Genomic DNA, 22,872 nt, shown 5'->3' with positions numbered 1-22,872 from the left:
TGACAAAAAAATTACTATGAAACACAACCTATTATCTATTCTAGTTTTCTTATGCTGCGCTGTTTCTGCGCAGTTTTTTAGCCAGCGAGTTTACGCGCAAGCAACGGCGTCCACCGCGACCGGCATGACCGTTGAGCAACTTAAAGCGGTTAAAGCTATCAAAATTGCAAACCTAGACAAAGACACGTATTTCAAGTCAAATGGCTTTATACTGGATCGCTACGAGGAGCGTCCTGCCTACGTTTTTAATTATACCGATGGTATTACCCGCAAGATTTATCTGTATAAAATCTTTACGGCTGCCGACACCAAAGAACTTGGTCTATTGGCAATTTACAAAAACGAAAAATCGGGCGAGATAAAGCAATTCGTTATTCCCGGCGCGTCAGCCGACCGCAAGGCGTGGGACGCTTACATTGACGATCTCAAATACGTTGGCGAAAAAGAGCCTGGTCTGATGTCCACGCTGACATTTGTACTGTCGCGCGAGATGGCCGGTTTGCTATCTGGTGGCGCGGGTAAATCCGAAGAAGGTGGGGCCAAGAAAAAAGAGGAATATAATTTCTGTTTCGCAGCAGATGCGCCTGTAACGATGGCTGATGGCTCCTCTGCAACGATCAGCAACATAGCCGTGGGTGATATTGTACTGGGTTACGATACCAAAACCAAGACCCTCTCTCCTACCCGCGTAACAAAAATAGATACCCACCGGAACATTGAGTCAACAGGCAACTTTGCGCTATCGGGCGTTTGGCTGACTTCGGCAAATGAACTCACCGCTGATAATCGAAGTGTGTTAACAGCTCCCATATTATTTGAAGCAACGGCTAATCATCCCGTTCTTACCGCCACAGGCCGCAAAGCATTAGGCGATGTAAAAGCTGGTGATGTTTTGTATCGCTACGATGCAATGACCAACGGAGTGGCAGCCTACAAAGTTGTACGGACGCAGCAAGCAGTTCGGTCAGTGAAAGAGGTTTATAATCTAGTGACTGAGTCGGGTGCGTATTTAGTTGGCGAGACGGTCGTACTGGATAAGTAAAATAGAAAAAAGTCTCAGTAGAAGTCCACAGAAGCATGTATGCTTCTGTGGACTTCTTTTTTGCAAATAAATTGCTGATTTATCCTATTCTCATTGCCCTATTAAGCTTTTGACCGTACTTTTGTCTGACTGAAAACCGTATGCTTGCATACTAATTTTTCGACAAGATTATGGCTGAAGCCTTCATTTATGATGCCGTTCGAACACCTCGGGGACGAGGCAAGAGCGACGGTTCGCTGCACGATGTGCAACCAATTCAACTTCTCACGAGCGTCTTGCGCGAACTTCGCGACCGTAACCAGCTTGACACATCGCTAATAGACGATGTTATAATGGGTTGCGTAACCCCCATTGGCGAACAAGGTGCCGATATTGCCCGCACAGCCGCTCTCGAAGCAGGCTACGACGAATCGGTGGCAGGAGTACAACTCAATCGGTTTTGCTCGTCGGGCCTGGAAGCTATCAACATGGCAGCGGCTTACGTCATGTCGGGTCAAGTAGACGCAATTGTGGCGGGTGGCGTAGAATCTATGTCGCGGGTACCAATGGGTTCAGACGGTGGCGCACTCTTTATGAATCCACAGATTGTGGCCCGTCATAATATCGTTCCACAGGGCATTTCGGCTGATCTCATCGCTACGAAATACGGTTACTTTCGTTCGGATGTTGACAGTTTTGCCGCTGAATCGTACCGCCGGGCGGTGGCCGCCCAAGCCGCTAATCGTTTTCATAAAACTCTCGTGCCGCTTAAAGACGAGATCGGTGTAACTGTTCTCGACCGCGACGAAGGTGTCCGTCCAGGCACAACTGCCGAAAGTCTAAGTAAACTAAAACCAGCTTTTGAGGCTATGGGTAAAATGGGTTTAGACGCCCTTGCCCTGCTCAAATACGCCCAATATGATAAAATCAATCACGTCCACCACGCCGGAAACTCATCACAAATTGTCGATGGTGCTGCTGGCGTTCTGATTGGCAGCGTAGAATTTGGTGAAAAATCTGGACTGAAGCCTCGTGCCCGCATTAAAGCGTTCGCCATTGTGGGTTCAGAACCAACGATAATGCTCACCGGTCCCATTCCGGCAACGCGCAAAGTGCTTAAACGGGCAGGCATGAGCATCAGCGATATTGATTTGTTCGAGGTCAACGAAGCGTTCGCGGCAATACCGATGCTGTTTATGGATGAATTTGGTGTGGATCATAGCCAGTTAAATGTCAACGGAGGAGCTATTGCTTTGGGTCACCCGCTGGGCGCAACCGGCGCTATTATTTCGGCTACCTTACTTGACGAACTGGAACGTTCTGGCAAGCAGTTCGGTCTGTCAACACTTTGCATTGGGGGCGGCATGGGCATTGCAACTATTTTTGAACGAGTCAATTAATGAATGCGGGGCCACTCCTTATTCACTCTTCACCAAAGATGATAAACTACAACGTCGACCAAAATATAGCCGTCATTTCGTGGGAGATGACTACGGCTCCCATGAACGTTCTTAACGACGAATCGATACCTCAATTTGAAGTTGCCTTGCAGAAAGCTTTTGCGGATGAGTCAGTTACAGGAATAATTATCACCTCAGCTAAACCTGAGTTTGTAGCTGGGGCCGATTTAAAAATGATTCTGCGCAACAATGACAAAGACCCAGCCGAAATGCTGAAGGTTTCATCGGAGCTGAACCGTGTATTCCGCAGTATTGAAACATCGGGTAAGCCAACTGTAGCGGCCATTAATGGTACAGCCCTTGGTGGCGGTTACGAAATCTGTTTGGCTTGCCATCACCGTGTGGCTCTAAACAATCCTAAAACCCTGATTGGCTTAGTCGAAGTGACCATCGGGCTATTGCCGGGCGGGGGCGGTACGCAGCGGTTACCCCGCATGATCGGCATTCAGGCCGCGTTACCCTTACTGGTCGAAGGCAAAAAAGTGGGCGTTCAGGAAGCCAAAAATCTGGGTATGGTTGACGATATAGCAGACACTCCAGCCGACATGCTGGACAAAGCCCGCGCCTGGATTGCGGCTAATCCGAAACCCATTAAGCCGTGGGATGAGGTCGATCGCAAGACGGGCAAAATTGTTGGAAAAGACAATTTCAATATCCCTGGTGGTATTGTTCAAAGTGCTGTAGGTGCACAGACCTTTGGTGTAGGAGCGGCCATGCTGATGAATAAAACCAAAGGTAATTACCCCGCTCCGCTCGAAATTATGGCCTGCTTATATGAAGGGTTGCAGGTTAACATTGACCGTGGTTTAATTATTGAAGCGAGACACTTTGTAAAAGTAGCCACATCAAAAGTCGCTAAAAACCTTATCCAGACTATGTTTCTGGGTATGAATGAAGCAAATAAAGGCGCTAGCCGCCCAAAAGATCAACCTAAAACCGACGTAAAAAAACTCGGCATTTTGGGCGCGGGGATGATGGGTGCGGGCATCGCCTATGTATCAGCACAGGCAGGTATTGATGTTGTGCTGAAAGATGTGTCGGTCGAAGCGGCCGAGAAAGGAAAAGACTACACGCGTAGTTTACTCCAAAAGGGAGTTGAGCGTGGCAAAGTGGACCCGCTAAAGGTGGACGGTATTCTTAACCTCATCAAACCCACCGCCGATGTTCAGGATTTGCAAGGTTGTGACCTCATTATTGAAGCTGTCTTCGAAAACCGTGATCTGAAAGCGCAGGTTACCAAAGAGGCAGAACCGATGCTGGTCTCTAATAGTCATCCAGCCGAGGACCATCCAGTCGGGGGCCATCCAGCCGGGAGCCATCCAGCCGGGGGCATTTTTGCGTCCAATACATCTACGCTGCCCATTAGCAGCCTAGCGCAGGCAACAGCTAAACCAGAAAACTTCATCGGTATTCATTTCTTTTCGCCGGTGGACAAGATGATGCTTGTGGAAATTATCATGGGCAAGCAAACTTCCGATTATGCTCTTGCCGTAGCTATTGATTTCACCCGAAAGATTCGCAAAACGCCCATCGTCGTCAATGACTCGCGTGGTTTCTACACCTCGCGTTGTTTCGGGACGTATTCGGCGGAGGGGATGGAATTGTTGAAAGATGGCGTTAACCCAATTCTGATTGAAAACGGGGGGAAAGATGCCGGGATGCCAGTAGGACCGCTTGCCGTTACAGACGAAGTTGCTCTTGATTTAGTTTATAAAATCGCTGGTCAGAGCATCAAAGACGGGGTACTTAATGAAGGTGATACGAGTTATCAAGTTGCCAAAAAATTCGTTGATATCGGACGGACTGGCAAGAAAGCTAAAGCCGGTTTTTATGATTATCCTGTAGACGGCACTAAGCAACTGTGGCCCGGTCTACAAGATTTATTCCCAAGATCTGAGCAGCAACCAACGCTCGACGAAGTAAAAACGCGCCTGCTTTACCGGCAAGCCATTGAAGCGGTACGCTGTTTTGAGGAGAATGTGGTACGCACAAAATTAGACGCTAACCTCGGGTCAATTCTGGGTTGGGGATTTCCCGCCTATACAGGTGGAACCTTGTCATTTGTCGATTTTGTGGGCATAGAAACGTTCGTCAAAACGCTGGACCGGCTAGCCGACCAATACGGCGAACGCTTCCGCCCAACGGAAAAATTACGCGAGCGGGCCGGACAGCCGGAGTTGATAAAGTGATTTCTTTAGCTTTCGGTTGAAGTCTAAAACAGAAGCAGCCTGATGCAGTCATTGCATCAGGCTGCTTCTGTCTATAAGGGTGACAACTGTCCTTTCTGATAACTAACTGGCGTTGTTCCCGTCCACCGTCGAAATGCCCGATTGAAAGCACTTAACTCATTGTATCCCAGGATGTATGACACTTCTTTAACTGGGTATTGCCCGGATTCTAAATAGTGCAGGGCCAACGATTTACGGGTCGAATCTGACAATTGCTGATAGGTTACGCCCTCCTCCTGGAGTTTGCGTTGCAGACTACGACTGCTTACATTCAGATTAGACGCAATACTATCGAGGGTAGGCAGTCCCAAATAAGCATTAGCCAACAAGAAATTATTGATCCGTTCGCTTAATAATTTTGTCTTACTATAAGCTTCATCCATCGCACTTACTTTCCGCAATAACACGGCTTGTAGTTCATAATCAGCCGTCAGGATAGGCTCGTCCCAGTACCGGCTATCGAACTCCATCATGTAATCAGTCGCGTTCTGGATAGAAAGGCAACGTAATACGCGTTCATATTCCGGCAAAGCTGAAGTTTCAACTGGAATTCTCACGGTGGTTGGTTGAATTTTTTTCAGTATCAGCCCATCGACTTCATGCAGAGTAAAGGCCATAAAAAAGTCCATCATCTGGCGAAATACCAATGGAGACTTCTCCTGACTATTTACACCAGGAATGAACCGAATAGCGAATGATTGACCAGATGAGTTCACGTCCATAGTAAGCACATCCGTAATTAAATGTGCAAAGGTGGCCGCATGGGTCAGAGCTTCACCAATCGTTCGACTATGCCGTATCAGTTCGCCCACTATCCCCAGCGCAGCGACCTGCATCGATTCGCCAAAGTGGAGACCAAACAACGGATCATGGCTCAATTCAGTAGCATTAAGCCAAAGATCATTGATTTGTTTCGTCGTCAGAGGAGGACTTGCTTCGTTTTTTACCTCAATCAGGTCTATACCGGCTAGGCTACCTAGCTGTTCTAACTGAATGTCCTTCTGCACGGCGTAAGCCATTAGATTAAGCGCCAAACGTTTCTGATAATCTTGCATAGAGTAAAATTACTGAAATATCTGACCGCGTTTTCACCTTGACGTGAAGTGGTAATTGGTTGGCGTTCAAAGGTAAAATGGGTAGTGTCCCTCCCAAATACCTTTGTCAAAAAACGCCATGAAAACAATTGCAATCGCTCTCATTATCGCTCTGAGCCATTCAGCAAATACGCAGATAGGCCCCGAAAACTCGAATAAAACAGGTCGTCATCAAACCGATAAACAACCAAACTCAAGAACAATGGAAACACAAGCCATGCAAGTCGTCAGTGATTTCTTAACCGCTGTTCAACAAGGAAATCAGGCAAAACTTGCCGCGTCTCTCCACCCGAATGTGGAGTGGGATCAACCCGGAAGCAACCGCTTTTCAGGGACTAAAAAATCAAGTACTGAAGTCTTTAAAATGGTTGGCGGTATGTTTGACGTATCAGATAACAGCCTCGCTCTGACCGATGTAAAAGTGCTTACGGCGAATGGCAACAGTGTGGCTTGTCTGGTGCACTGGAAAGCCGTTCAGCCAAACGGAGGCATACTTGACGTAGACAATATTGACGTGTATACTGTAGAAAAAGGCCAGATTATCAAAGCTAAAGTTTACTCCGCCAATGTAGCCCAGGAAGATAATTTCTGGTTGAAGTAAGCTTACCTCAACCATCCTTGAAAAGTCCCTGCTAACGGTAGTGGGGATTTTTTTATAGTAGCCGAAAACTCATCCGGTGGTATCTCGTCGGGCCGAACTGCCGAATTGCTTCCCGGTGAAAAGGCGTTGGGTAGCCAACGTTTTGTGCCCATCCATAAGCCGGAAACTCTAGTCCAAGTTCTGCCATAAGATCGTCCCGGTAGGTTTTAGCTAATACCGACGCTGCGGCAATAGACAAAAAGTGCGCATCACCTTTAATGATGCAGGTGTGTGGAATCATAGGATACAGCACAAAGCGATTACCATCCACCAACAGATGTTCTGGCTTTATTACCAGCTCGTCAACGGCCTGATGCATAGCTAGAAAACTAGCTTTTGAAATATTAATCTGGTCAATAACCTCGTGTGATACGTCGGCCACGGCCCAGGCCAATGCGTCGCGTTCGATATCTTTTTTCAGTATTTCCCGCTGCCGACGAGATAACTGTTTGGAATCGTTCAGAATCGGATGCGTATAATTCTTCGGCAAAATAACTGCAGCCGCCACAACTGGTCCGGCCAGACAGCCTCGACCAACTTCATCTAAACCGGCTTCAATAGCCGTAGCATTATAATAAGATTTCAACATTTGTCAATCCTCCAGCACGTTACCAAAAATTGTGTTTTTCAGGAATAAGGCTGTCAATAAGAACGTAATTCCCCAATACATGTACACCTGATAGTAATCCCGTACATCTTCGTAAACCTGAACACGAATGGGCGCTTTTTCCAATCGGCTGATCTGCGCAAAAACAGCCTGTAACCGCCCGGTATCTGTAGCCCGAAAAAAGTTACCGTTCCCAATGGTGGCAATGGTTTTCAAAACGCCTTCATCAACCGTAGTGGCCTTGGACGACGATGTGTTTGGGCGTCCAACCGCGATGGTGTAGACTTTAATATTGAAGGCCTTTGCCAGACGCGCTGCCGTAAGAGGATCAATATTTCCAGCAGTATTATCGCCATCACTCAAGAGAATAATAATCTTGCTACGCTCTGGTTGCCATTTGGCAGCATCTTGCCGGACTGTATCAGTCTGCGTAACGACCCGGTCGCGCATTCGGTTAATGCACCGAGCCAGCGCGTCGCCAATGGCGGTTCCCGAGGTACGAATCATATGGTCGTTCAGATCGCTGAGGTACTGTTTCACCAATGTATAATCTGTCGTAAGCGGGCAAAGTGAAAAAGCTTCCCCCGCAAAAACGACTAAGCCAATACGATCATTTTTACGTGTGTTCACAAATGCCTGGGCTACGCGCCGGGCTGCAGCCAGACGCGTAGGGGGCAAATCCGTTTCACTCATCGAGACAGACACATCTATAGCCATCATAATATCAATGCCTTCTGATTGCTCACTGCGTTGTTGACGGATAATTTGCGGGCGGGCCAATGCAACGAGCAAGCAAGCAATGCCAATGAAAACACTGAGCGGCACCATATATCGACCTAAACTCAGTAGCGAATATGTAGTTTGAACGCGTCCTGCCCGGCCATGAGCGCGGGGTGAATCAAGTTGCCCAAGCGACATATTGAGTCGCTGTTGTGCGTTCCGATGCAAATAATAGCGTAGAGAGAACAGCAACAAAACAACCGGAATTAACCACAGAGCTAACGGATGCGCCAGTTGAAACTGCTGCCATTGCACCCGGCTGAACCAATGAAGTGAATACCAGGGTTCCATGCAGTCAGAATAAAGAAGATGGTTCAGCCGAATTGGCCTGCGATATAATTTCATCCCTCTGACTGTCAGGACGCAGTAAATTTGTCCGGCCACGAAGGTATATCTGCGTAGCTACATCACTCAAAACTTGCAGAGCGGCCTGTGATTGGGGTGTAAATGTACCCCCATAAATCATCTGGTCAGCTTCGCGAAGGGCGTTCGTTACACGCTGATCACGGAGCCGGTCGGCCAGTTCGGGTGTGGTTAGTGAGATATAAGGCTGAGGATCTAACTGCTCTAAATACGTTTTCCACATAACAACGGCTTGATTGGCCGTTTCAGCAGCCGTAAACGGACTAATACGCTCATTTAACAATGTGTATTCACGCAGGAAGCGGATATGACGTCGATTGAATAAATAGAGCCGCCATTGGCGCCTTGCCAGTTTTCCAAAAAGTAAATACAACAAGCTTATTATCAAAGCAATACCTATAAATCCAATAGCTAGTGACACATAGTTGAATTGCTGTTGTAGTGGGGCCAGAGTTGTTTCGGTAGCGAGTGTATGCGACTGAGGAGCAAGCGAATTGGGCAAAGCCCGTGGTAGTTTCGAGCGCAGAAAAACGGTATCCGTCTGGGTCCACTGCGCCGTACAGTCAATGTCGTTGATTACCCGAATTGGTACGCGCAAGGCCTGGATTGACTCGGTTTCGAACGACACCAGGGTGTAAACAGCACTATCTCGGCTGATAGCCATTGGTCCAGTACCACTAGTTTTTGTCGCAAACACAGCCACCTTCTGTACCCGATAAGGGGCAAAATGCCGGGCCGTGTCAGGAAACAAAACATCGGTGGTGGGAGAATGCCGATACGTCAGGGCATACCGGAAAGGCCGACCTATTTCAATGCTATCTACCAGAAAGTGCCCCCCCAATGGAGACTGTTGCACTGGTGATTGCTGCAAGGTTATTTGCGCCTGGCCCGAAACGGTCAGTAAGCTAAAAAAAACAAGAAAAATAATGATGCCTGGTTTCATTAATATTTTCTAACCCTAAACAATTCCACAAGTTTTGGCACAAAATCTTCTTGCGAATCGAGCGCGAGATAATTGGCATTGTACTGCTTACAAAGCCGTTCGAGCCGCAGTTGATTTTGCCGAAACGTGTCGTATAGCTTGTTCCTAAACGAGGCCGAAGACGTATTAACCCATATACTACGCCCAGTCTCCGTATCATGAACAGGAATAATTCCTAATTTAGGCAGCTCTACCTCTCGCTGATCATACAGATGAATCACCACCAAATCATGTTTTTTTGCCAGTGCTTTGAGGTTGTGCTCATAACTCAGGTCAATAAAATCTGACAGCAAAATCACGACACTCCGCCGTTTGAGTGCGTTAAGCGTAAATAGCAAGGCATCAGCAATACTGGTTCCGGCTGATTCGGGTTGCAGCTTGTGCAGACTCATAATCAACTGATAACCCGTTTTCAGACCGTTGCCCGGTTTGATATATTTCTCCTTTTGGTCCGAAAAGCAATACATTCCCACATGACTGGCCTCGCGAATGGCTGATAGAGCCAACACGCCACATACCTCTTTGGTGGCCTTCAATTTGTCGCGATGGCGGGGGCCAACCTGCTGTGATGCGCTGACATCGACAACAAAAAAAACGGTCTGGTCTTTCTCTTCCCGGAAAACTTTCACGAATGTACCATGCCCTTTCGACGACACGTTCCAATCGATAGCCCGCACATCATCACCGTATTGATAGGTTCGTAAATCGCTGAATTCCAGCCCCGTTCCTTTAAATATGGATCGAAAACTACCACGCATCTGCGAGTTAACCGCTTTGCGGATACGAATATCGAAATTACGGAGCTTGGCCAAAAACTCATCCATGTAAAACAGGCGTTATACTAGTTTAACCAAATCTGGATACTCTACTGTACCTGACCGTCGAGGCAAGTCGAGACGATACCAGGGCGTTTCATAATTTCCGGGAAGGTGTTAATCCGCGTTCCTCCGTCCATCAGTAGACTAGCAAAGGTACACCAAGCGATGTGACTATTCATCGTATCATAAAGCGGATGTCCTTTGGAGAGTAATTCAACGTTGTAGTCGGCTCTGCTGTTACTTCTCGAATCAAGTTTCAGCTGGAAGGGCCCTATTTAGTTGACAATTGACAGACCGAAATAGACCAGAGTCAAGTCGATGAACGTAAAGTAAGTGAGCACTAAAAAGGCTGTTACTAAGCGACATCAAAATTGAACTCAGCGTCAAAAAGGGAATTTGTCGCACAATACTATTTAGGGAGATGAACCAACATTTGTGACTCAGAAAAACAAAGACAGTCCCAAATATAAATGGATACACGTTGGTTTCAGGCAAAGAAACATATCTCACGCTTATACATGAGAATTAACGCATAAAATCTGACGATCACCAAAATTGATAATACTAAGAAGGTTCAGCAAGACAAGGGGTATACTGACCCTTCTTAACAGATTAGCTAATGTGTGAATATGATCGGCAAGCTGGCTAAAATGAAACTAGAAATCGTAAATGTCATGAATGAGATTGTGCGCAGTCGTTAAGCAAAATCAAAGCATAGCAACAAAAAAAGTCTCTATGCTTTGATCCGAAAAACTTCCGTGTAGAGCCTGTAAAGCAATATACTAAATCGTTCTCGGCGCTAAAATACAACGCCGTGGCATAACCCCCAATGCCATGAGGCCATTAAGAACACTTTTGAATTCAAGCTTACTCGCCCTGAAAACCGCACTTGACGGTTACCAGCGGTACGAGCACTCAGACCCGCCCTGTGCGGCCTACTTTCGAACCATTATCACCGCACTAATCGGACAAGCCGACAAGCCCGATATTTGGGCGATTCGCGAACAGCTTATTAATGAAGATGAGCGCCGAATCCGGCAAGCGCCCCTCTTATCGTATATATCCGAAGACATTAATGTCGACTTGTCCTGTTTGGGACGCCAGGAAATACGTGTGTTGAGACTAGTTGCCGAAGGAAACAAACCGGCGAGAATTGCCGAGATATTGCAGGTTAGCCCGCACACCGTATACAATCACAAAATGAATATTGGCCGTAAATTGGGGCTGGGCTCAGCAGCCGATTTAGCTAAATTCGCGATTGAGAACTTACCTTCCCGTTAGCGTCTAGGTAACCTCCACACACCGTAAAAAAAATTCTTTTTGTCATTACCCTAATCGCTATACAATCGATTCAGGTATGACGGACTAATAAACCGTTCCACACATAGACTAAGCAAGTCGCAATTCAGCAGCCATTTCACAATTTTCTTAACCATTAACAAGCCCGGCCACCTAATCGTCGCCGGGCTTATTAATGGTGAGGCTCAGAGATCCCATTTTATAAAGTGGTGTTACTATTCATGCTTACTAACGGGAACTAATGGGCCTCAGCGCTTCCTTATATTTTTTGACATGGCCTACAATTGGGTTAGTACCCGTTTGCGGCTATTAATGTCGATGTCAACTTAACCTATTTTAACAACCAATCCCGAACTTTGCCGATGGGGATTGACTTACGAAGTTACCCATTTAAGTGTATGCATCGAAACCAATCTCAACGGCATTTGTGGAATCTGCTACTAGTTGGCTGGCTGGTTGCAGCTTGTACCGCACCCGAAAACAAACGCCCAGACAACCTGCTTAATGAAAACCAGATGGTCGATATTCTGACAGAGATACATATGGCCGAAGCCCGCGTCAGCCGGTTGAGTTTACGATCAATTGATTCATCGAATATTGCCTACAAGCATCTGGAAGGTACAATTTTCAAAAAAATGGGTGTCGATACCGCTGTGTATCGTAAGAGCTACATTTTCTATTCATCGCATCCGGCCAATATGGAAGCTATTTATCAGCAGGTTACCGAGAAATTGAAGAAAACTGTGGACGCAAAAAGTAAGAAGAAATCATGACAATTGGCATCATCGGGGCGGGAATTTCGGGCCTGACACTGGCCTACGAACTACAACGGAGAGGCATTAATTATCATATCTGGGAAGCAACCGACCAACCGGGCGGCTATATTAAATCGAGACGAGAAGGGCCAGCCACATCGGCCAACCCAAACGAGGGTAGTTACCTATGCGAGCTTGGTCCAAACTCGCTCCTTGGCGATGCTGATTTGCTGTTGTGGCTCGATGAACTCGGCCTGACGCCTGAACTGACGTTTAGCAAACCGGTGAGTAAAGCCCGCTATATTTTTCGCGATGGAGAGTACCGTCAATTACCTTCGGGGCCGCTCTCTCTTTTATTTGGTCATATTGGCGAATCCTCTTTTTTTAGCTGGAAGACTAAACTAGCTATACTCCGCGAACGAAATAACCGGACTATCTCCCCACCGGGTGAGACATTGGCGCAGTTTTTTCGACGTCGGTTTTCCAGCGAGATTGTGGATTATGCTTTAGGACCGTTTGTAGCAGGCATTTATGCTGGTGACCCTGAGCAACTTCTTGTTTCTGAAACATTTCCTGTATTACTCCGGTACGAAAAAGAGTATGGTTCGGTACTGCGCGGCCTGATTAAAAACCAATCGACTACTGGCCGTCGGCAGTCGTTTAGTTTCCGGGAGGGTGTGCAAATGTTGACTGACGCTTTAGCCGCCAAACTAACGAACCTTTCACTTAATACCCCCGTTGAGCGTATTAGCCAAACTAGTAATGGCTGGCAAGTTGACACAAAAGAAGGTACGCAACTCGTTGATAAACTGGTATTAGCTATCAGTACCGATGCAGCGGCCCGTCTGGTAGAGCTGCACTATACCGACTTCGCCCGCACACTTCTCAATATTGCCTATCCGCCCATGACAGCCGTCCATTCTGTGTATAAACGCGCTGATGTTCGACATCCGCTCAACGGATTTGGTGGGTTAAATCCAAAAGTTGAAGGCCGTTTTGCTGCTGGACATATTTGGAGCAGTTCAATTTTTGACGGCCGTTGTCCAACTGACGAAGTGCTTTTTACGACTTTTGTGGGTGGTCAGGCTGGAGTCTGCAACGCACAACTCCCCGATGACGTATTGGCAGATAATGTTCATCAGGAATTAACAGAGGGCTTTGGTGTTACGGCAGCCACGCCAGTTTTCCGGGCTATTTATCGTTGGGAGCGGGCCATTCCTCAGTATGACATTAATATTGTTGCGGTGAAACAACCTCTAAAAGCGGCCGAAGCCGACCAGTTGTTTGTCTGCGCCAATTGGTATGGAGGGGTGTCACTGTCAGACTGTATTGGCAAAGCCAAAAAATTAGCCGAACAACTAAGTAATTAGCTACGGATTAAGAATTTTTAATGATTTTTTTAGACAAAAAGGGAGTACTTTGCTGTTATACTAATACCTCCTTATTAACCTACTCAATAGCCTGTGAAAGAGCGCTTAGTCGTTATTCCAACCTATAATGAAATCGAGAATATCGAAGCGATCATCCGAAGGGTGTTTAGCCTGCCAGATCCGTTCGATGTCCTTATTGTAGACGATGGTTCGCCCGATGGCACCGCTCAGCGTGTTCGTGATTTACAGAATGAGTTTCTAACTGGTACTTCTTCCTCTCGTAGTTCGACAGCCCGTCTCCACTTGCTCGAACGTCGCGGTAAGCTGGGCTTAGGCACGGCTTATATAGACGGTTTTAAGTGGGCTTTATCGCGGGGTTATCAGTATCTTTTTGAGATGGATGCCGATTTTTCGCATAACCCCGACGACTTAATTAAACTCTACCACGCATGCGCCGACGATAGTTCTAACCGGGGGGCTGGCGTGTCTCGGGCCGATGTAGCTGTCGGTTCGCGCTATATTCGGGGCGTTAACGTGGTCAACTGGCCGATGGGGCGAGTGCTGATGTCATACTTTGCTGGCGTGTATGTTCGCTTCATTACAGGTATGTCAATTATGGACCCAACTGCAGGATTCGTTTGCTATAGAGCTGAGGTATTGGAGGTAATCCTGCATAATCCTATCAAGTTTGTGGGGTATGCTTTCCAGATCGAAATGAAATTCACATGCTGGAAATACGGATTTCGTATTCAGGAAGTACCAATTATATTTACCGACCGCACACGGGGTGTCTCTAAAATGTCATCCAAGATTTTCAAAGAAGCCGTCTTTGGCGTGTTACAAATGAAAATCAGCAGCTTCTTCCGGCACTATATTCCCCGTCGGGAAACGGCAAAAAAAGTTGAAGAGCCGGTTGATGCAATATAAAGGCTTTACAGAGTAAAAGTTGTGTATACCTTATGGCTTATAGGAAATCAGCCATACAACAAGAAACGACAGAAGATAATACCCTATCAGTTAGGGTTTTTTCTCTTTTTAGTTACCAATTTATTAACAGGTAGCTAATTCTGAATTGATCAACTTATCAAATTACACCTTAAGAATAGAACATCATGAAGCAGCTTAATCTAAATAAAACTGCTTTTATGGATGAATTATGTTAGCTTGTCGTTGAGAAGCCACACAATAACTTTACGATCTTCTTACTTTATAAATGGATCATTGTATTGTTTATCTCAGCTCCGCAGTTGAACCGTTGGAAAAAGCAGATCTTTCTATCCTCCTTTTGCAAAGTCGCCGGGATAATATCGCAGCAAATATTACAGGTGTTTTACTTTATGCCCACGGAAGCATCATTCAAGCATTGGAAGGAAATAAAGCAGTCGTTGAAGGATTATACAAACGGATTGAAAAAGATTACAGGCATAAGAATGTTACCTTAGTATTGAGTCGTCCGATTACTCAACGTCTTTTTTCATCCTGGGCGATGGGTTATGAGACGATGACGACTCACCAGCTCGATGAGATTACAACGCTAATGAGTCTAGTTAAGCAGAAAAAGAGTATTTCTGAGGCTACCAGCGATCATATTGTCTTAAAATTGATCAGAAACTTTTTTAAAGATACTAGCTACCTAATGTTTCATAACAGTTAATGAATTTTTGTAACCTACGGTCAGGAAATTTTCTTGCCAATAAACTGGCGGTAGTGAATTAAAAATAGGTCAAGAAGAGAGTTTCTTGCCCCCGATGGGCTACAGAAACTAAGCCTTTTTTTTATAAGTAGGGATACATTACCAAACTTTCTTCACTCAGCTACGCGCTCCTGGAATCGCGTATATACTTCCTCCGTTACCTCAATCTCAATCCGCTTGTGTGGATTCGTAAAACCGGCTACAATGGTCACGTTTGACTTTGCGGTGCCAAACTGTTTCGCCAAAAACTCGACTAAATACGCATTAGCTTTGCCGTCCTGCGCTGGAGCTTTTATTTTAACATTGAGCAGCCCGGCAGCATCGTAAAACAACTGGTCTACTCTACTACCTGGCTTCACTTTCAAATGCAGCGTCATAAGCTCAAACGTCGATTTTATCGTTGAGCATGATTTCGTCGCCAGTCGTGCTCCGAAACATTGTACACCATAAATTATTCACCTGACTCATAGGTGACTTCTATTTAAGTTGCTCAGCCAGCACAGCAATACCTTCTGCAAAACTGTGCGGATCGTAGCCTAATACGGTGCGGGCTTTATCCAGAATGAAACCTGTACGGGGGGGACGTCTTGCTACTTGTGTGAACGTCGATGCATCGGCTTGGGCAATCAACGATTTATCAAGGCCAAAATAATCAGCCGTTTGGATGGCCATATCATAAGGTGTTATAACTTCTTTTCCGGAGATATTGAAGATGCCTTCGGCTTCCTGATCGGCAATGAGATAGCAACCCATTGCCAGGTCTTCGGCCAGAGTTGGGCTACGCCATTGATCGGTTACGACCTTAATATTTTTGCCATCCTCAAGTGATTTCTTGACCCACAGAATGATGTTACTACGGCTCATATCATGGGCGATACCATAGACTAGTACCGTCCGGGCAATAGCCCACCGCAACGGAGCATCCGCGCGGCTTGCATTCCGAACAGCCGATTCGCCAGCTTGCTTGCTCCAACCATAGAAACTAATTGGATTTGCTTCGGCCGTTTCGTCATAAGGTCCGGCTGCACCATCGAAAATAAAGTCGGTAGAAACATGTACTAGAAATGCATTGACCGATTGACAAGCTTCAATGATATACTCTACGGCATGTACATTTTGCGCCCAGCAAGCATCTTTTTGCGTTTCGCACTTATCCACATCCGTCATGGCGGCCCCGTGGATAACTACGTTCGGTTGTATCTCACCGATAATGTCAAGCACCTGTTGGCGGTCAGTTATATCCATCGAATGATAGCCATACCCTTCCGAAAATGGAAGTCGGTTTTCACCCCGCGCCGTAGCAATTAACTCAACATTTGGCTGCTGGGTGAGCAGTCCAACTAATTTCTGACCCAGTAATCCGTTGGCACCAGTGAGAAGGATTCGTTTTTTCATAGTATTTCCTGTAAGCAAGGTGGGACGCTTTTACAGGTATTTATATCCGTATTGTTTGGTAATTTTCTTTTTCTTTACCCATTCTCCGGTCATGGTCATACGAACGTCTTTTAACGGGCGGTCCATCTCATTTCGGGGTTGTTTAGCAACACTATCTATTACGGCCAGCCCATTAATTACCTCGCCAAAAACGGTGTAATTACCATCTAAATGTGGAGAACCGCCGAGAGTTTTATAGACTTGTTTCTGCTCACTGGTAGGCAAGCGTCCTTTCATGGTTTCAATACGTGTGACTTGTTTCTGAAACCCTTCTTCATCCCAAACCCGGCCCTGTACTACATAAAATTGACAGCCACTCGACGCTTTTTCGGGGTTGTTGTCTCGAGCAGCTGATAGAACCCCTTTTTTGTGAAAAAGAGTGGGAACGAACTCTGCGGGAACGGTATAGCCAATGTCACCATTGCCCAGTGGTTGGTCTGTCTGCGCTTTACGTGAGTTCGGGTCGCCCCCCTGAATCATGAACAGAGGAATAATGCGGTGAAACAACAGGCTGTCGTAAAACTTCTGATTAACAAGTTTAATAAAATTTTCCTTATGTTTCGGGGTCTGGTCGTACAGTACAAGTCGCATGGTTCCGAACGTGGTATTGAGCGAAACAAGGTAATCTTTTTTTTTGCGATTTTGAGCAATCGAAAGAGTCGGAATTAGCAGAATCAATAGCAGAAGTTTCTTCATTCAGCAATAAAGATAGTTTTTGAAACCGAAAGTTGGTACTGGTTTACAAATTTACGCGATTTTGAAAGGCATCTTTCAACCGTTGATCGTGGGTAACAACAATTAAACTGGCACCGATTTGCTCTGACTGTTGGCGCAAAAGCGTTACAACACGGTCGGTATTTTCGTCGTCAAGACTGGAAGTTGGTTCATCGGCCAGAATAACATCGGGTTGATTCATAACGGCGCGGGCAATGCTGACCCGTTGCTGTTCTCCTTGACTGAGTTGGTTTGTTTTTTTTGCTAGATGGTCAATGAAGCCCAATTGTCCGGCCAGTTCGCGAGCGCGGTTTTTATCCTGTGGTTTATTGGCTAAGTAGTTTGCCAGCAATAAGTTATCCATTACAGATAATGCGCTGACAAAGTGGGGCTTCTGATAAACAATACCCACATGTTTAGCTCGAAAAGCCGCTGTTTCAGCCGGACTTAGTTGTGTCAGATCAGTCTTATCAATGATTACCGAACCACTTTTGGGCTTGAGTAGTAAAGCCAGTAAGTGCAGAAAGGTCGTCTTTCCGGTGCCGGATTGCCCTAGAATCAGGAAGGCTTCGCGATTAGCACAGTGTACGTCAGGAAACGTAAACTGTTTCGTAGGGCCATAGTCAAACGTGAGTTGATGAGTCGCCAGCATTGGATTTGAGGGGATACCCACAAAAATAGGCAAAAGTTGTAGTTTTGTGGGCGGTGTTGGGGTTGAGAACCCAACATAACTGCTGACGAAAGATGTAGGCGGGGCCGCTCGTGCAATTTAAACAAGCATTAGCCACTCGGACCGACAACATAATAACATTCATTCACTTGAAACACATCGTCCTGTTTGCTTCCGGTTCCGGCTCAAATGCCGAGAAAATTGCCGAGTATTTTACTGATGTTCCCAATGCAGAAATTTCGTTGATTGTCTCGAACAATCCCAAAGCGGGTGTTATTGAACGCGCCCGAAAATTACATATTCCGGTGCTTCTCTTCGACCGGACGACGTTTTATGACACGGATCGAATTACGCAACTACTTCTCAATCAGGATATTGATTTAATTGTGCTGGCCGGATTCATGTGGTTGATGCCAACAGATTTAGTGCGGGCCTTCCCCAATAAGATTGTCAATATCCATCCGGCTCTATTACCTAAATTTGGTGGCAAAGGCATGTACGGCCATTTCGTACACGAAGCAGTCGCAGCAGCCGGAGAAACCGAATCAGGCATTACAATTCACTATGTAAACGAGCGCTACGACGAAGGACAGATTATTTTTCAGGCTACTTGCGCTGTCTCTCACACGGATACGCCGGACGATATAGCCCGGAAAGTACAAGCCCTGGAACACGCGCATTATCCACGAGTTGTAGCCGACATTTTAGCCTCGATCACTAAATAACTATGAAAAAGCTAGCCGTATTAGTGCTCTTACTGAGTTTGACTGGCTGCTTCAAGCCCATTGCTTACCTGCAAAACAAACCTAATTATCCGGTCGAGGTGTTTTATGATACCCAACGACCTGGACGCCCATTTGATCCACTACAGGATTTGGAAGTAAAAGGAGAAGTACCTCTTGTTAGCCGGCAGTCGCGTAACCATCGGATGCTTAGCCGGGGAAACGATATGCAACAGAAAGAACTAATGTTAGCCCGCCTAACTATACAGGCAAAAAATCTCGGTGCCGATGCACTGGTTTCGGTTCGATATACTTATTATACCTCCATGACCGACAATGGCTACACGATGACAGGTATAGCAGTGAAATATAAAAAGGAAATTGATACGGCTGCGAAGTGAAGCCGCTTTACTGAATATACATCAAAAAACTACTTAACTTCTTCGTAATCAACGTATTCTCCACCCTTAAAAGAAGAATTATCTTTCGTTGACTGCCGGTTCACCCGTACTTCACCTTCCCGGGTCTTTGCATATGGATCCGTCTGTTGTTTCTGCTGCTTAACCAACTGCCGGCCAACGAGTAGGTAAAACACAAATCGGCGCACTGGCGGTACGAAAAGAATAATCAGCGTGATGATGAACAGATATTTGAACAGCATGTCAGAGTAAGAGTGTCGTTAGTAATAAATAAACGTTGAGACGAGTTGTTTAGTTTTCCGGTATGATATACGGCGTTTTATCCGGATGAACTGTAATCGGCTCCTATTTGTAAAAGCATGTTCGCGTAAACTCTACTACTGCCCATATAGTGCTTTTCCGGCGGCTTCGTATTTATCACCCGCCGACCATTGAGGACGCGTTGGGCGATTAGCAATCAAACGAGCCGCGTGTGCGTATGCCTGACAGAACCGTTGGAAATACGTATAATTCAGCGATTCGGGATTGTCGATAGCCTGGTGGTAATACTTGGCAATGGCTTCATCAAAGGATTTAAACCCGGGTGAAAACGTTGGAGCAGGAACGCCTTTGGCGGCAAAACTTACATTATCTGACCGATCGAACAGACCCTGTTCGGGAGCAGGTTCGGCAAATACGCCCAAACCAAACGCTTTGGCACCGGCTTCAATTTCAGGGCGGGCACCCGTCCTCTCCAGACCAATAACCGAAATAATAGTTGTATCGTTGTAGCCTGCTCCGTCGATATTCAGGTCAAAAATAGTTTGCTTTAACGGCACTAACGGATGCTCAGCATAATAACGACTGCCCAATAAACCGACTTCTTCCCCCGTTAGAGCCAACACCAATACTGACCGTTTGGGGCGTTGTTGTGACAGCGCTTTGGCTGCTTCCAGAATGGCTACCGTTCCCATCGCATTATCCCGCGTCCCATTAAAAATACTATCGGCCGGTTGATACGGTGTCCCGCTTTGTTTGCCTACGCCGATGTGATCAAAGTGGGCTGACAACATAATGTATTCATCTTTGAGCTTAGGATCAGTGCCCTCGATAATACCCGCCACGTTAGCCGATACTACGGATGTACGCAAACGGCCCGATGTGCGAATAGTGACGCGTTGCGCCGCTTCTTTGAGTTGCTTATACTGATTATTTGCGTTGTTGACCCACAAGTGAGCTACGGGCGCTATGCCATCTGCCGTAGTTGAAATGGTTAGTTGCTCTCGGTTGAAATACTGATTCACAAATCCCCACGGAATGGATTCACTGTATAGCTCGATGAGGGCAGCGGCCCCTTTTTCACTGGCTAATTTACGCTTAGACGCTGATGCACCAAAGATTTCACGCGGCCCTTTGGCATCGGGTGAACCGCCCTGCGCTACTAAAATTCGCCCTTTAACGTCGCGCCCTTTATAGCCATCTTCGCCATCTGTCAGGCCATAACCAACATACATAACCTCGCCCGAAACATCTGTTGGGCCGCCAGCCATCACCACCAACTGGTTACCGAGCCGAAGCGTATCCTTACCTACAAGCATTGTGGCTGAACTGGCCGCTTTGACTTTCTCTAAATTAATTTGCTGAAAATAATCATGCTGATTATCTGTAGTTACGGCGGGTTTCAATCCCAACTGCCGAAACTGCTCGGCGATATAACGGGCCGCAACCGCGTTTCCCGACTCACCCGTTCGGCGACCCTGTAACTCGTCGGAAGCCAAAAATCGGGTGTGGGCTTCAATCTCAGCACGAGACAAAGCAAATTCCGGCAGTTTGGCAGTCGGGTTAGGTACGTTAGAACGAGAAGAAATGGATTTAACGGAGCGATTCTGTGACTGCGCTGAAATGGTAGTCAGGGTTAATCCTGCCAATAGAGACAGTACAAATTTCGTTTGCATGATGATTGGGTTTCGGATGGTAAAAGTACGAAAAACCCGCAACGTCTACTGTGTCTTCCCGGCATCTCAACGAATTTCAGTACTTTCGCTGCTCTTTTTAATTCGTTATGCCGCTTCATTCATCTGACACAACGCCCGAAAAAACGTATATTCTAATTGCCATCGGGTTGTTGGGGCTATACGTTTTTCCTTATGTCTGGCTCGGCGAAGGAGCACACCTGACTATCCACGACAATTTAGATAGCGATTTCCTCTATCTATACCTGCTTAAAATTACCCACACAGCGTTCAATTTCGATCTAAACACAGTGATTCCGAATATGATGAGCAGCGGCCCAGATGCTACCTCATCGTTCAGTGGAATTCCTCGCTCGGCATTCCGAACGGGTCTGAATCTTGAAGTGCTCTCATTTTACCTGTTGCCTCCTTACGCAGCGCAGGTTGTTAACTTTATAGCTGTCCACGGAATTGGCTTTGTGGGTATGTATTTACTGCTCAAAAAATATGTTTTGCCCGAGTCGAATTTGGCATTTACGTGCGTAGGAATTGCCTTTTTATTTGCGTTAGTACCCTGTTATATCGTTCATGGAGCATCGGTAACCGGGCAGCCTTTGCTACTCTTTGCCTTTCTGAATCTCTTAACGAAGCAATCCCGCTGGAGCGACTGGCTCATTATTGGTCTATTCCCTTTTTATTCATTTTTGGTTTGGGCCGGACTGTTTATTTGCGTGGCACTGGGTATCATTGGGTTAGTCAGCATGATTCGCCTTCGGCAAATCAATTGGCTCTACATAAGTGGATTATTTCTACTCTCATTGCTGTATGTAGGGAGCGAATGGGAGTTAATTTATGGATTCATTGAACAAAAATACGTCTCGCAACGGGTCGAGTTCGACTACAGCCAGTTGCGCTCTATGCGGCTTACGGATAGCCTGCGCCGAAGTGCCGATTTGTTTGTCTGGCCGATGTTCAACACGGGAGCCTTTTTCACGTTGGGTATTTTGGCGGTAGCGGGGTTAGGTGCCTGGCGAGCTTATCGAAAACAGGATTTTCACTCTGTCAATTGGCTTATTGGTTTACCTGCACTGGCAATTATTATTTGCCTGATTCATGGCTTTTACCACTATTTAGTTGTGTGGTTAGGCGACAGTTCACTGGGATTAAAATTTCGCGTATTTCAATTCGACCGTTTTTACTTTCTCCTCCCGACGCTCTGGTTTTTGCTCTTTGCACTTGCACTACGGCAGTTCCGGGTAAACGGGCGTTGGAGCCGCCTATTTTTGGCCGGGCAATTCGCGCTCATGATTATAGCCAATAAAGAATGGCGCATTAACATTGGCAAGATGACGGGCTACATCACGGAGGCTCAACATCCGTCGTTCCGGGCGTTTTTTGCCGAAAAACAATTCACTCAAATTCGTACTTATATTGGGCAACCACAAGCCAACTACCGCGTAATTTGCCTTGGAATGCATCCGTCAGTCGCCCAGTTCAATGGCTTTTACACGCTGGACAGTTACCAAAATAATTACCCGCTCCCCTATAAATACGCCTTCCGGAAAATCATCGCGACTGAGTTAACCAAAGGTACTAGACAAATGCGCATTTATTACGACGCGTATGCTTGCCGTGTTTATCTCTACACTGCCGAATTAGGCATGAACTATCTATTTGGCAAAACGCAACATCCAGCACTTAACCATCTGCAAATTGATACCGATGCCCTGGCGTCGTTAGGTGGAAAGTACATTATTTCGGCGGTACCGATTCAGAATGCGACTGAGAATAGATTACGGCTGGAAAAGGTATTTGATGAGCCGGAAAGTTATTGGCGGGTGTGGTTATATTGTGTGAACAACTAAAAAGGCA

Annotated in this window: 24 protein-coding genes; 12 read left to right on the top strand and 12 right to left on the bottom strand. The window is 46.3% G+C overall.

The features are described from left to right. Window positions 1-16 precede the first annotated feature (16 nt). The 3 genes from ACFS25_RS02375 (at window position 17) to ACFS25_RS02365 (ending at window position 4,670) form a co-directional block, all read left to right on the top strand. Entirely contained in the window at window positions 17-1,042 is a 1,026-nt protein-coding gene (locus ACFS25_RS02375; RefSeq protein WP_381496800.1) for a Hint domain-containing protein, read from the top strand. A gap of 170 nt (window positions 1,043-1,212) precedes the next feature. Then, complete coding sequence (locus tag ACFS25_RS02370; RefSeq protein WP_381496799.1) at window positions 1,213-2,421, top strand: acetyl-CoA C-acetyltransferase; 1,209 nt, start codon at window positions 1,213-1,215, stop codon at window positions 2,419-2,421. A gap of 38 nt (window positions 2,422-2,459) precedes the next feature. Continuing rightward, the gene (locus tag ACFS25_RS02365; protein WP_381496798.1) at window positions 2,460-4,670 is read left to right on the top strand and encodes a 3-hydroxyacyl-CoA dehydrogenase NAD-binding domain-containing protein; all 2,211 of its coding nucleotides are present in this window, start codon (window positions 2,460-2,462) and stop codon (window positions 4,668-4,670) included. A gap of 71 nt (window positions 4,671-4,741) precedes the next feature. Here the strand turns inward: ACFS25_RS02365 and ACFS25_RS02360 are convergent, their stop codons facing one another. Further along, entirely contained in the window at window positions 4,742-5,764 is a 1,023-nt protein-coding gene (locus ACFS25_RS02360; protein WP_381496797.1) for an AraC family transcriptional regulator, read from the bottom strand. Window positions 5,765-5,882: 118 nt separating this feature from the next. Between ACFS25_RS02360 and ACFS25_RS02355 the strand changes: the two genes are divergently transcribed. Continuing rightward, window positions 5,883-6,404, top strand: coding sequence for a nuclear transport factor 2 family protein (locus ACFS25_RS02355; protein WP_381496796.1), 522 nt, complete (start codon window positions 5,883-5,885; stop codon window positions 6,402-6,404). A gap of 52 nt (window positions 6,405-6,456) precedes the next feature. Here the strand turns inward: ACFS25_RS02355 and ACFS25_RS02350 are convergent, their stop codons facing one another. The 5 genes from ACFS25_RS02350 to ACFS25_RS02330 are packed head-to-tail and all read right to left on the bottom strand — an operon-like array spanning window position 6,457 to window position 10,172. Further along, window positions 6,457-7,032, bottom strand: a complete 576-nt coding sequence (locus ACFS25_RS02350; protein ID WP_381496795.1) for a ribonuclease HII — start codon at window positions 7,030-7,032, stop codon at window positions 6,457-6,459. Between the two features lie 3 nt (window positions 7,033-7,035). After that, window positions 7,036-8,121: a VWA domain-containing protein gene (locus tag ACFS25_RS02345; RefSeq protein ID WP_381496794.1), complete on the bottom strand. Its 1,086-nt coding sequence runs from the start codon at window positions 8,119-8,121 to the stop codon at window positions 7,036-7,038. 4 nt (window positions 8,122-8,125) lie between these two features. Next, a complete protein-coding gene (locus ACFS25_RS02340) occupies window positions 8,126-9,136 on the bottom strand; it encodes a hypothetical protein (protein WP_381496793.1) in 1,011 nt (336 codons plus the stop codon). Continuing rightward, the gene (locus ACFS25_RS02335) at window positions 9,136-9,999 is read right to left on the bottom strand and encodes a DUF58 domain-containing protein (protein WP_381496792.1); all 864 of its coding nucleotides are present in this window, start codon (window positions 9,997-9,999) and stop codon (window positions 9,136-9,138) included. The genes ACFS25_RS02340 and ACFS25_RS02335 overlap by 1 nt, the downstream gene beginning before the upstream one ends. Before the next feature lie 41 nt (window positions 10,000-10,040). After that, entirely contained in the window at window positions 10,041-10,172 is a 132-nt protein-coding gene (locus ACFS25_RS02330) for a hypothetical protein (RefSeq protein ID WP_381496791.1), read from the bottom strand. Window positions 10,173-10,848: 676 nt separating this feature from the next. Here ACFS25_RS02330 and ACFS25_RS02325 point away from each other — a divergent pair. The 5 genes from ACFS25_RS02325 to ACFS25_RS02305 all read left to right on the top strand — a co-directional run bounded on the left by ACFS25_RS02325 (window position 10,849) and on the right by ACFS25_RS02305 (window position 15,071). Next, window positions 10,849-11,274 (top strand): response regulator transcription factor, encoded by a 426-nt coding sequence (locus ACFS25_RS02325; RefSeq protein ID WP_381496790.1) that lies wholly within the window; start codon window positions 10,849-10,851, stop codon window positions 11,272-11,274. Window positions 11,275-11,690: 416 nt separating this feature from the next. Continuing rightward, on the top strand, window positions 11,691-12,065 hold the full coding sequence (locus ACFS25_RS02320) for a DUF4296 domain-containing protein (protein ID WP_381496789.1): 375 nt from the start codon (window positions 11,691-11,693) through the stop codon (window positions 12,063-12,065). Further along, window positions 12,062-13,417, top strand: coding sequence for a protoporphyrinogen oxidase (gene hemG / locus ACFS25_RS02315; RefSeq protein WP_381496788.1), 1,356 nt, complete (start codon window positions 12,062-12,064; stop codon window positions 13,415-13,417). Before ACFS25_RS02320 ends, hemG begins: the two co-directional genes overlap by 4 nt. A 93-nt stretch (window positions 13,418-13,510) precedes the next feature. Continuing rightward, window positions 13,511-14,344, top strand: coding sequence for a polyprenol monophosphomannose synthase (locus tag ACFS25_RS02310; protein WP_381496787.1), 834 nt, complete (start codon window positions 13,511-13,513; stop codon window positions 14,342-14,344). 286 nt (window positions 14,345-14,630) lie between these two features. After that, window positions 14,631-15,071, top strand: a complete 441-nt coding sequence (locus ACFS25_RS02305) for a BLUF domain-containing protein (RefSeq protein WP_381496786.1) — start codon at window positions 14,631-14,633, stop codon at window positions 15,069-15,071. Between the two features lie 152 nt (window positions 15,072-15,223). Here the strand turns inward: ACFS25_RS02305 and ACFS25_RS02300 are convergent, their stop codons facing one another. From ACFS25_RS02300 to ACFS25_RS02285, 4 genes are all read right to left on the bottom strand, one after another. Continuing rightward, window positions 15,224-15,487: a DUF167 domain-containing protein gene (locus tag ACFS25_RS02300; RefSeq protein ID WP_381496785.1), complete on the bottom strand. Its 264-nt coding sequence runs from the start codon at window positions 15,485-15,487 to the stop codon at window positions 15,224-15,226. A 100-nt stretch (window positions 15,488-15,587) separates the two neighbouring features. Then, window positions 15,588-16,505 carry an SDR family oxidoreductase gene (locus ACFS25_RS02295; RefSeq protein ID WP_381496784.1) on the bottom strand — a complete coding sequence of 306 codons (918 nt, stop codon included), beginning with the start codon at window positions 16,503-16,505 and terminating at the stop codon, window positions 15,588-15,590. Window positions 16,506-16,535: 30 nt separating this feature from the next. Then, entirely contained in the window at window positions 16,536-17,240 is a 705-nt protein-coding gene (locus ACFS25_RS02290) for a peptidylprolyl isomerase (protein ID WP_381496783.1), read from the bottom strand. A 43-nt stretch (window positions 17,241-17,283) separates the two neighbouring features. Next, complete coding sequence (locus ACFS25_RS02285; RefSeq protein ID WP_381497408.1) at window positions 17,284-17,910, bottom strand: ATP-binding cassette domain-containing protein; 627 nt, start codon at window positions 17,908-17,910, stop codon at window positions 17,284-17,286. A gap of 167 nt (window positions 17,911-18,077) precedes the next feature. Between ACFS25_RS02285 and purN the strand changes: the two genes are divergently transcribed. Both purN and ACFS25_RS02275 read left to right on the top strand, forming a co-directional pair. Then, window positions 18,078-18,653: a phosphoribosylglycinamide formyltransferase gene (purN, locus tag ACFS25_RS02280; RefSeq protein ID WP_381496782.1), complete on the top strand. Its 576-nt coding sequence runs from the start codon at window positions 18,078-18,080 to the stop codon at window positions 18,651-18,653. A gap of 2 nt (window positions 18,654-18,655) precedes the next feature. Continuing rightward, a complete protein-coding gene (locus ACFS25_RS02275) occupies window positions 18,656-19,051 on the top strand; it encodes a hypothetical protein (RefSeq protein WP_381496781.1) in 396 nt (131 codons plus the stop codon). 29 nt (window positions 19,052-19,080) lie between these two features. On the opposite strand, the gene ACFS25_RS02270 is transcribed toward ACFS25_RS02275, so the two are convergent. Continuing rightward, window positions 19,081-19,311, bottom strand: a complete 231-nt coding sequence (locus tag ACFS25_RS02270; RefSeq protein WP_381496780.1) for a DUF4834 domain-containing protein — start codon at window positions 19,309-19,311, stop codon at window positions 19,081-19,083. A gap of 135 nt (window positions 19,312-19,446) precedes the next feature. Then, on the bottom strand, window positions 19,447-21,003 hold the full coding sequence (locus ACFS25_RS02265; RefSeq protein ID WP_381496779.1) for a M20/M25/M40 family metallo-hydrolase: 1,557 nt from the start codon (window positions 21,001-21,003) through the stop codon (window positions 19,447-19,449). 107 nt (window positions 21,004-21,110) lie between these two features. On the opposite strand from ACFS25_RS02265, the gene ACFS25_RS02260 reads away from it, so the two are divergent. Then, complete coding sequence (locus ACFS25_RS02260) at window positions 21,111-22,865, top strand: DUF6044 family protein (protein ID WP_381496778.1); 1,755 nt, start codon at window positions 21,111-21,113, stop codon at window positions 22,863-22,865. The last annotated feature ends 7 nt before the right edge of the window (window positions 22,866-22,872 follow it).

It is taken from the genome of Spirosoma flavum, assembly GCF_042686045.1.
GTDB lineage: Bacteria > Bacteroidota > Bacteroidia > Cytophagales > Spirosomataceae > Spirosoma > Spirosoma flavum.
The sequence above is the reverse complement of the archived record's forward strand: the minus strand, read 5'-3'. Positions and strand labels throughout refer to the sequence as shown.

Bases quoted from the DNA above. Each gene is read 5' to 3' on its own strand.
- ACFS25_RS02335 (WP_381496792.1), bottom strand. From the start codon at position 9,999: ATGGATGAGTTTTTGGCCAAGCTCCGTAATTTCGATATTCGTATCCGC.
- ACFS25_RS02320 (WP_381496789.1), top strand. From the start codon at position 11,691: ATGCATCGAAACCAATCTCAACGGCATTTGTGGAATCTGCTACTAGTT.
- ACFS25_RS02365 (WP_381496798.1), top strand. From the start codon at position 2,460: ATGATAAACTACAACGTCGACCAAAATATAGCCGTCATTTCGTGGGAG.
- ACFS25_RS02375 (WP_381496800.1), top strand. From the start codon at position 17: ATGAAACACAACCTATTATCTATTCTAGTTTTCTTATGCTGCGCTGTT.
- ACFS25_RS02265 (WP_381496779.1), bottom strand. From the start codon at position 21,003: ATGCAAACGAAATTTGTACTGTCTCTATTGGCAGGATTAACCCTGACT.
- ACFS25_RS02270 (WP_381496780.1), bottom strand. From the start codon at position 19,311: ATGCTGTTCAAATATCTGTTCATCATCACGCTGATTATTCTTTTCGTA.
- ACFS25_RS02305 (WP_381496786.1), top strand. From the start codon at position 14,631: ATGGATCATTGTATTGTTTATCTCAGCTCCGCAGTTGAACCGTTGGAA.
- ACFS25_RS02290 (WP_381496783.1), bottom strand. From the start codon at position 17,240: ATGAAGAAACTTCTGCTATTGATTCTGCTAATTCCGACTCTTTCGATT.
- ACFS25_RS02360 (WP_381496797.1), bottom strand. From the start codon at position 5,764: ATGCAAGATTATCAGAAACGTTTGGCGCTTAATCTAATGGCTTACGCC.
- ACFS25_RS02355 (WP_381496796.1), top strand. From the start codon at position 5,883: ATGAAAACAATTGCAATCGCTCTCATTATCGCTCTGAGCCATTCAGCA.
- ACFS25_RS02330 (WP_381496791.1), bottom strand. From the start codon at position 10,172: ATGAATAGTCACATCGCTTGGTGTACCTTTGCTAGTCTACTGATGGAC.
- ACFS25_RS02350 (WP_381496795.1), bottom strand. From the start codon at position 7,032: ATGTTGAAATCTTATTATAATGCTACGGCTATTGAAGCCGGTTTAGAT.
- ACFS25_RS02340 (WP_381496793.1), bottom strand. From the start codon at position 9,136: ATGAAACCAGGCATCATTATTTTTCTTGTTTTTTTTAGCTTACTGACC.
- ACFS25_RS02345 (WP_381496794.1), bottom strand. From the start codon at position 8,121: ATGGAACCCTGGTATTCACTTCATTGGTTCAGCCGGGTGCAATGGCAG.
- ACFS25_RS02300 (WP_381496785.1), bottom strand. From the start codon at position 15,487: ATGACGCTGCATTTGAAAGTGAAGCCAGGTAGTAGAGTAGACCAGTTG.
- ACFS25_RS02295 (WP_381496784.1), bottom strand. From the start codon at position 16,505: ATGAAAAAACGAATCCTTCTCACTGGTGCCAACGGATTACTGGGTCAG.
- ACFS25_RS02275 (WP_381496781.1), top strand. From the start codon at position 18,656: ATGAAAAAGCTAGCCGTATTAGTGCTCTTACTGAGTTTGACTGGCTGC.
- hemG (WP_381496788.1), top strand. From the start codon at position 12,062: ATGACAATTGGCATCATCGGGGCGGGAATTTCGGGCCTGACACTGGCC.
- ACFS25_RS02370 (WP_381496799.1), top strand. From the start codon at position 1,213: ATGGCTGAAGCCTTCATTTATGATGCCGTTCGAACACCTCGGGGACGA.
- ACFS25_RS02260 (WP_381496778.1), top strand. From the start codon at position 21,111: ATGCCGCTTCATTCATCTGACACAACGCCCGAAAAAACGTATATTCTA.
- ACFS25_RS02285 (WP_381497408.1), bottom strand. From the start codon at position 17,910: ATGCTGGCGACTCATCAACTCACGTTTGACTATGGCCCTACGAAACAG.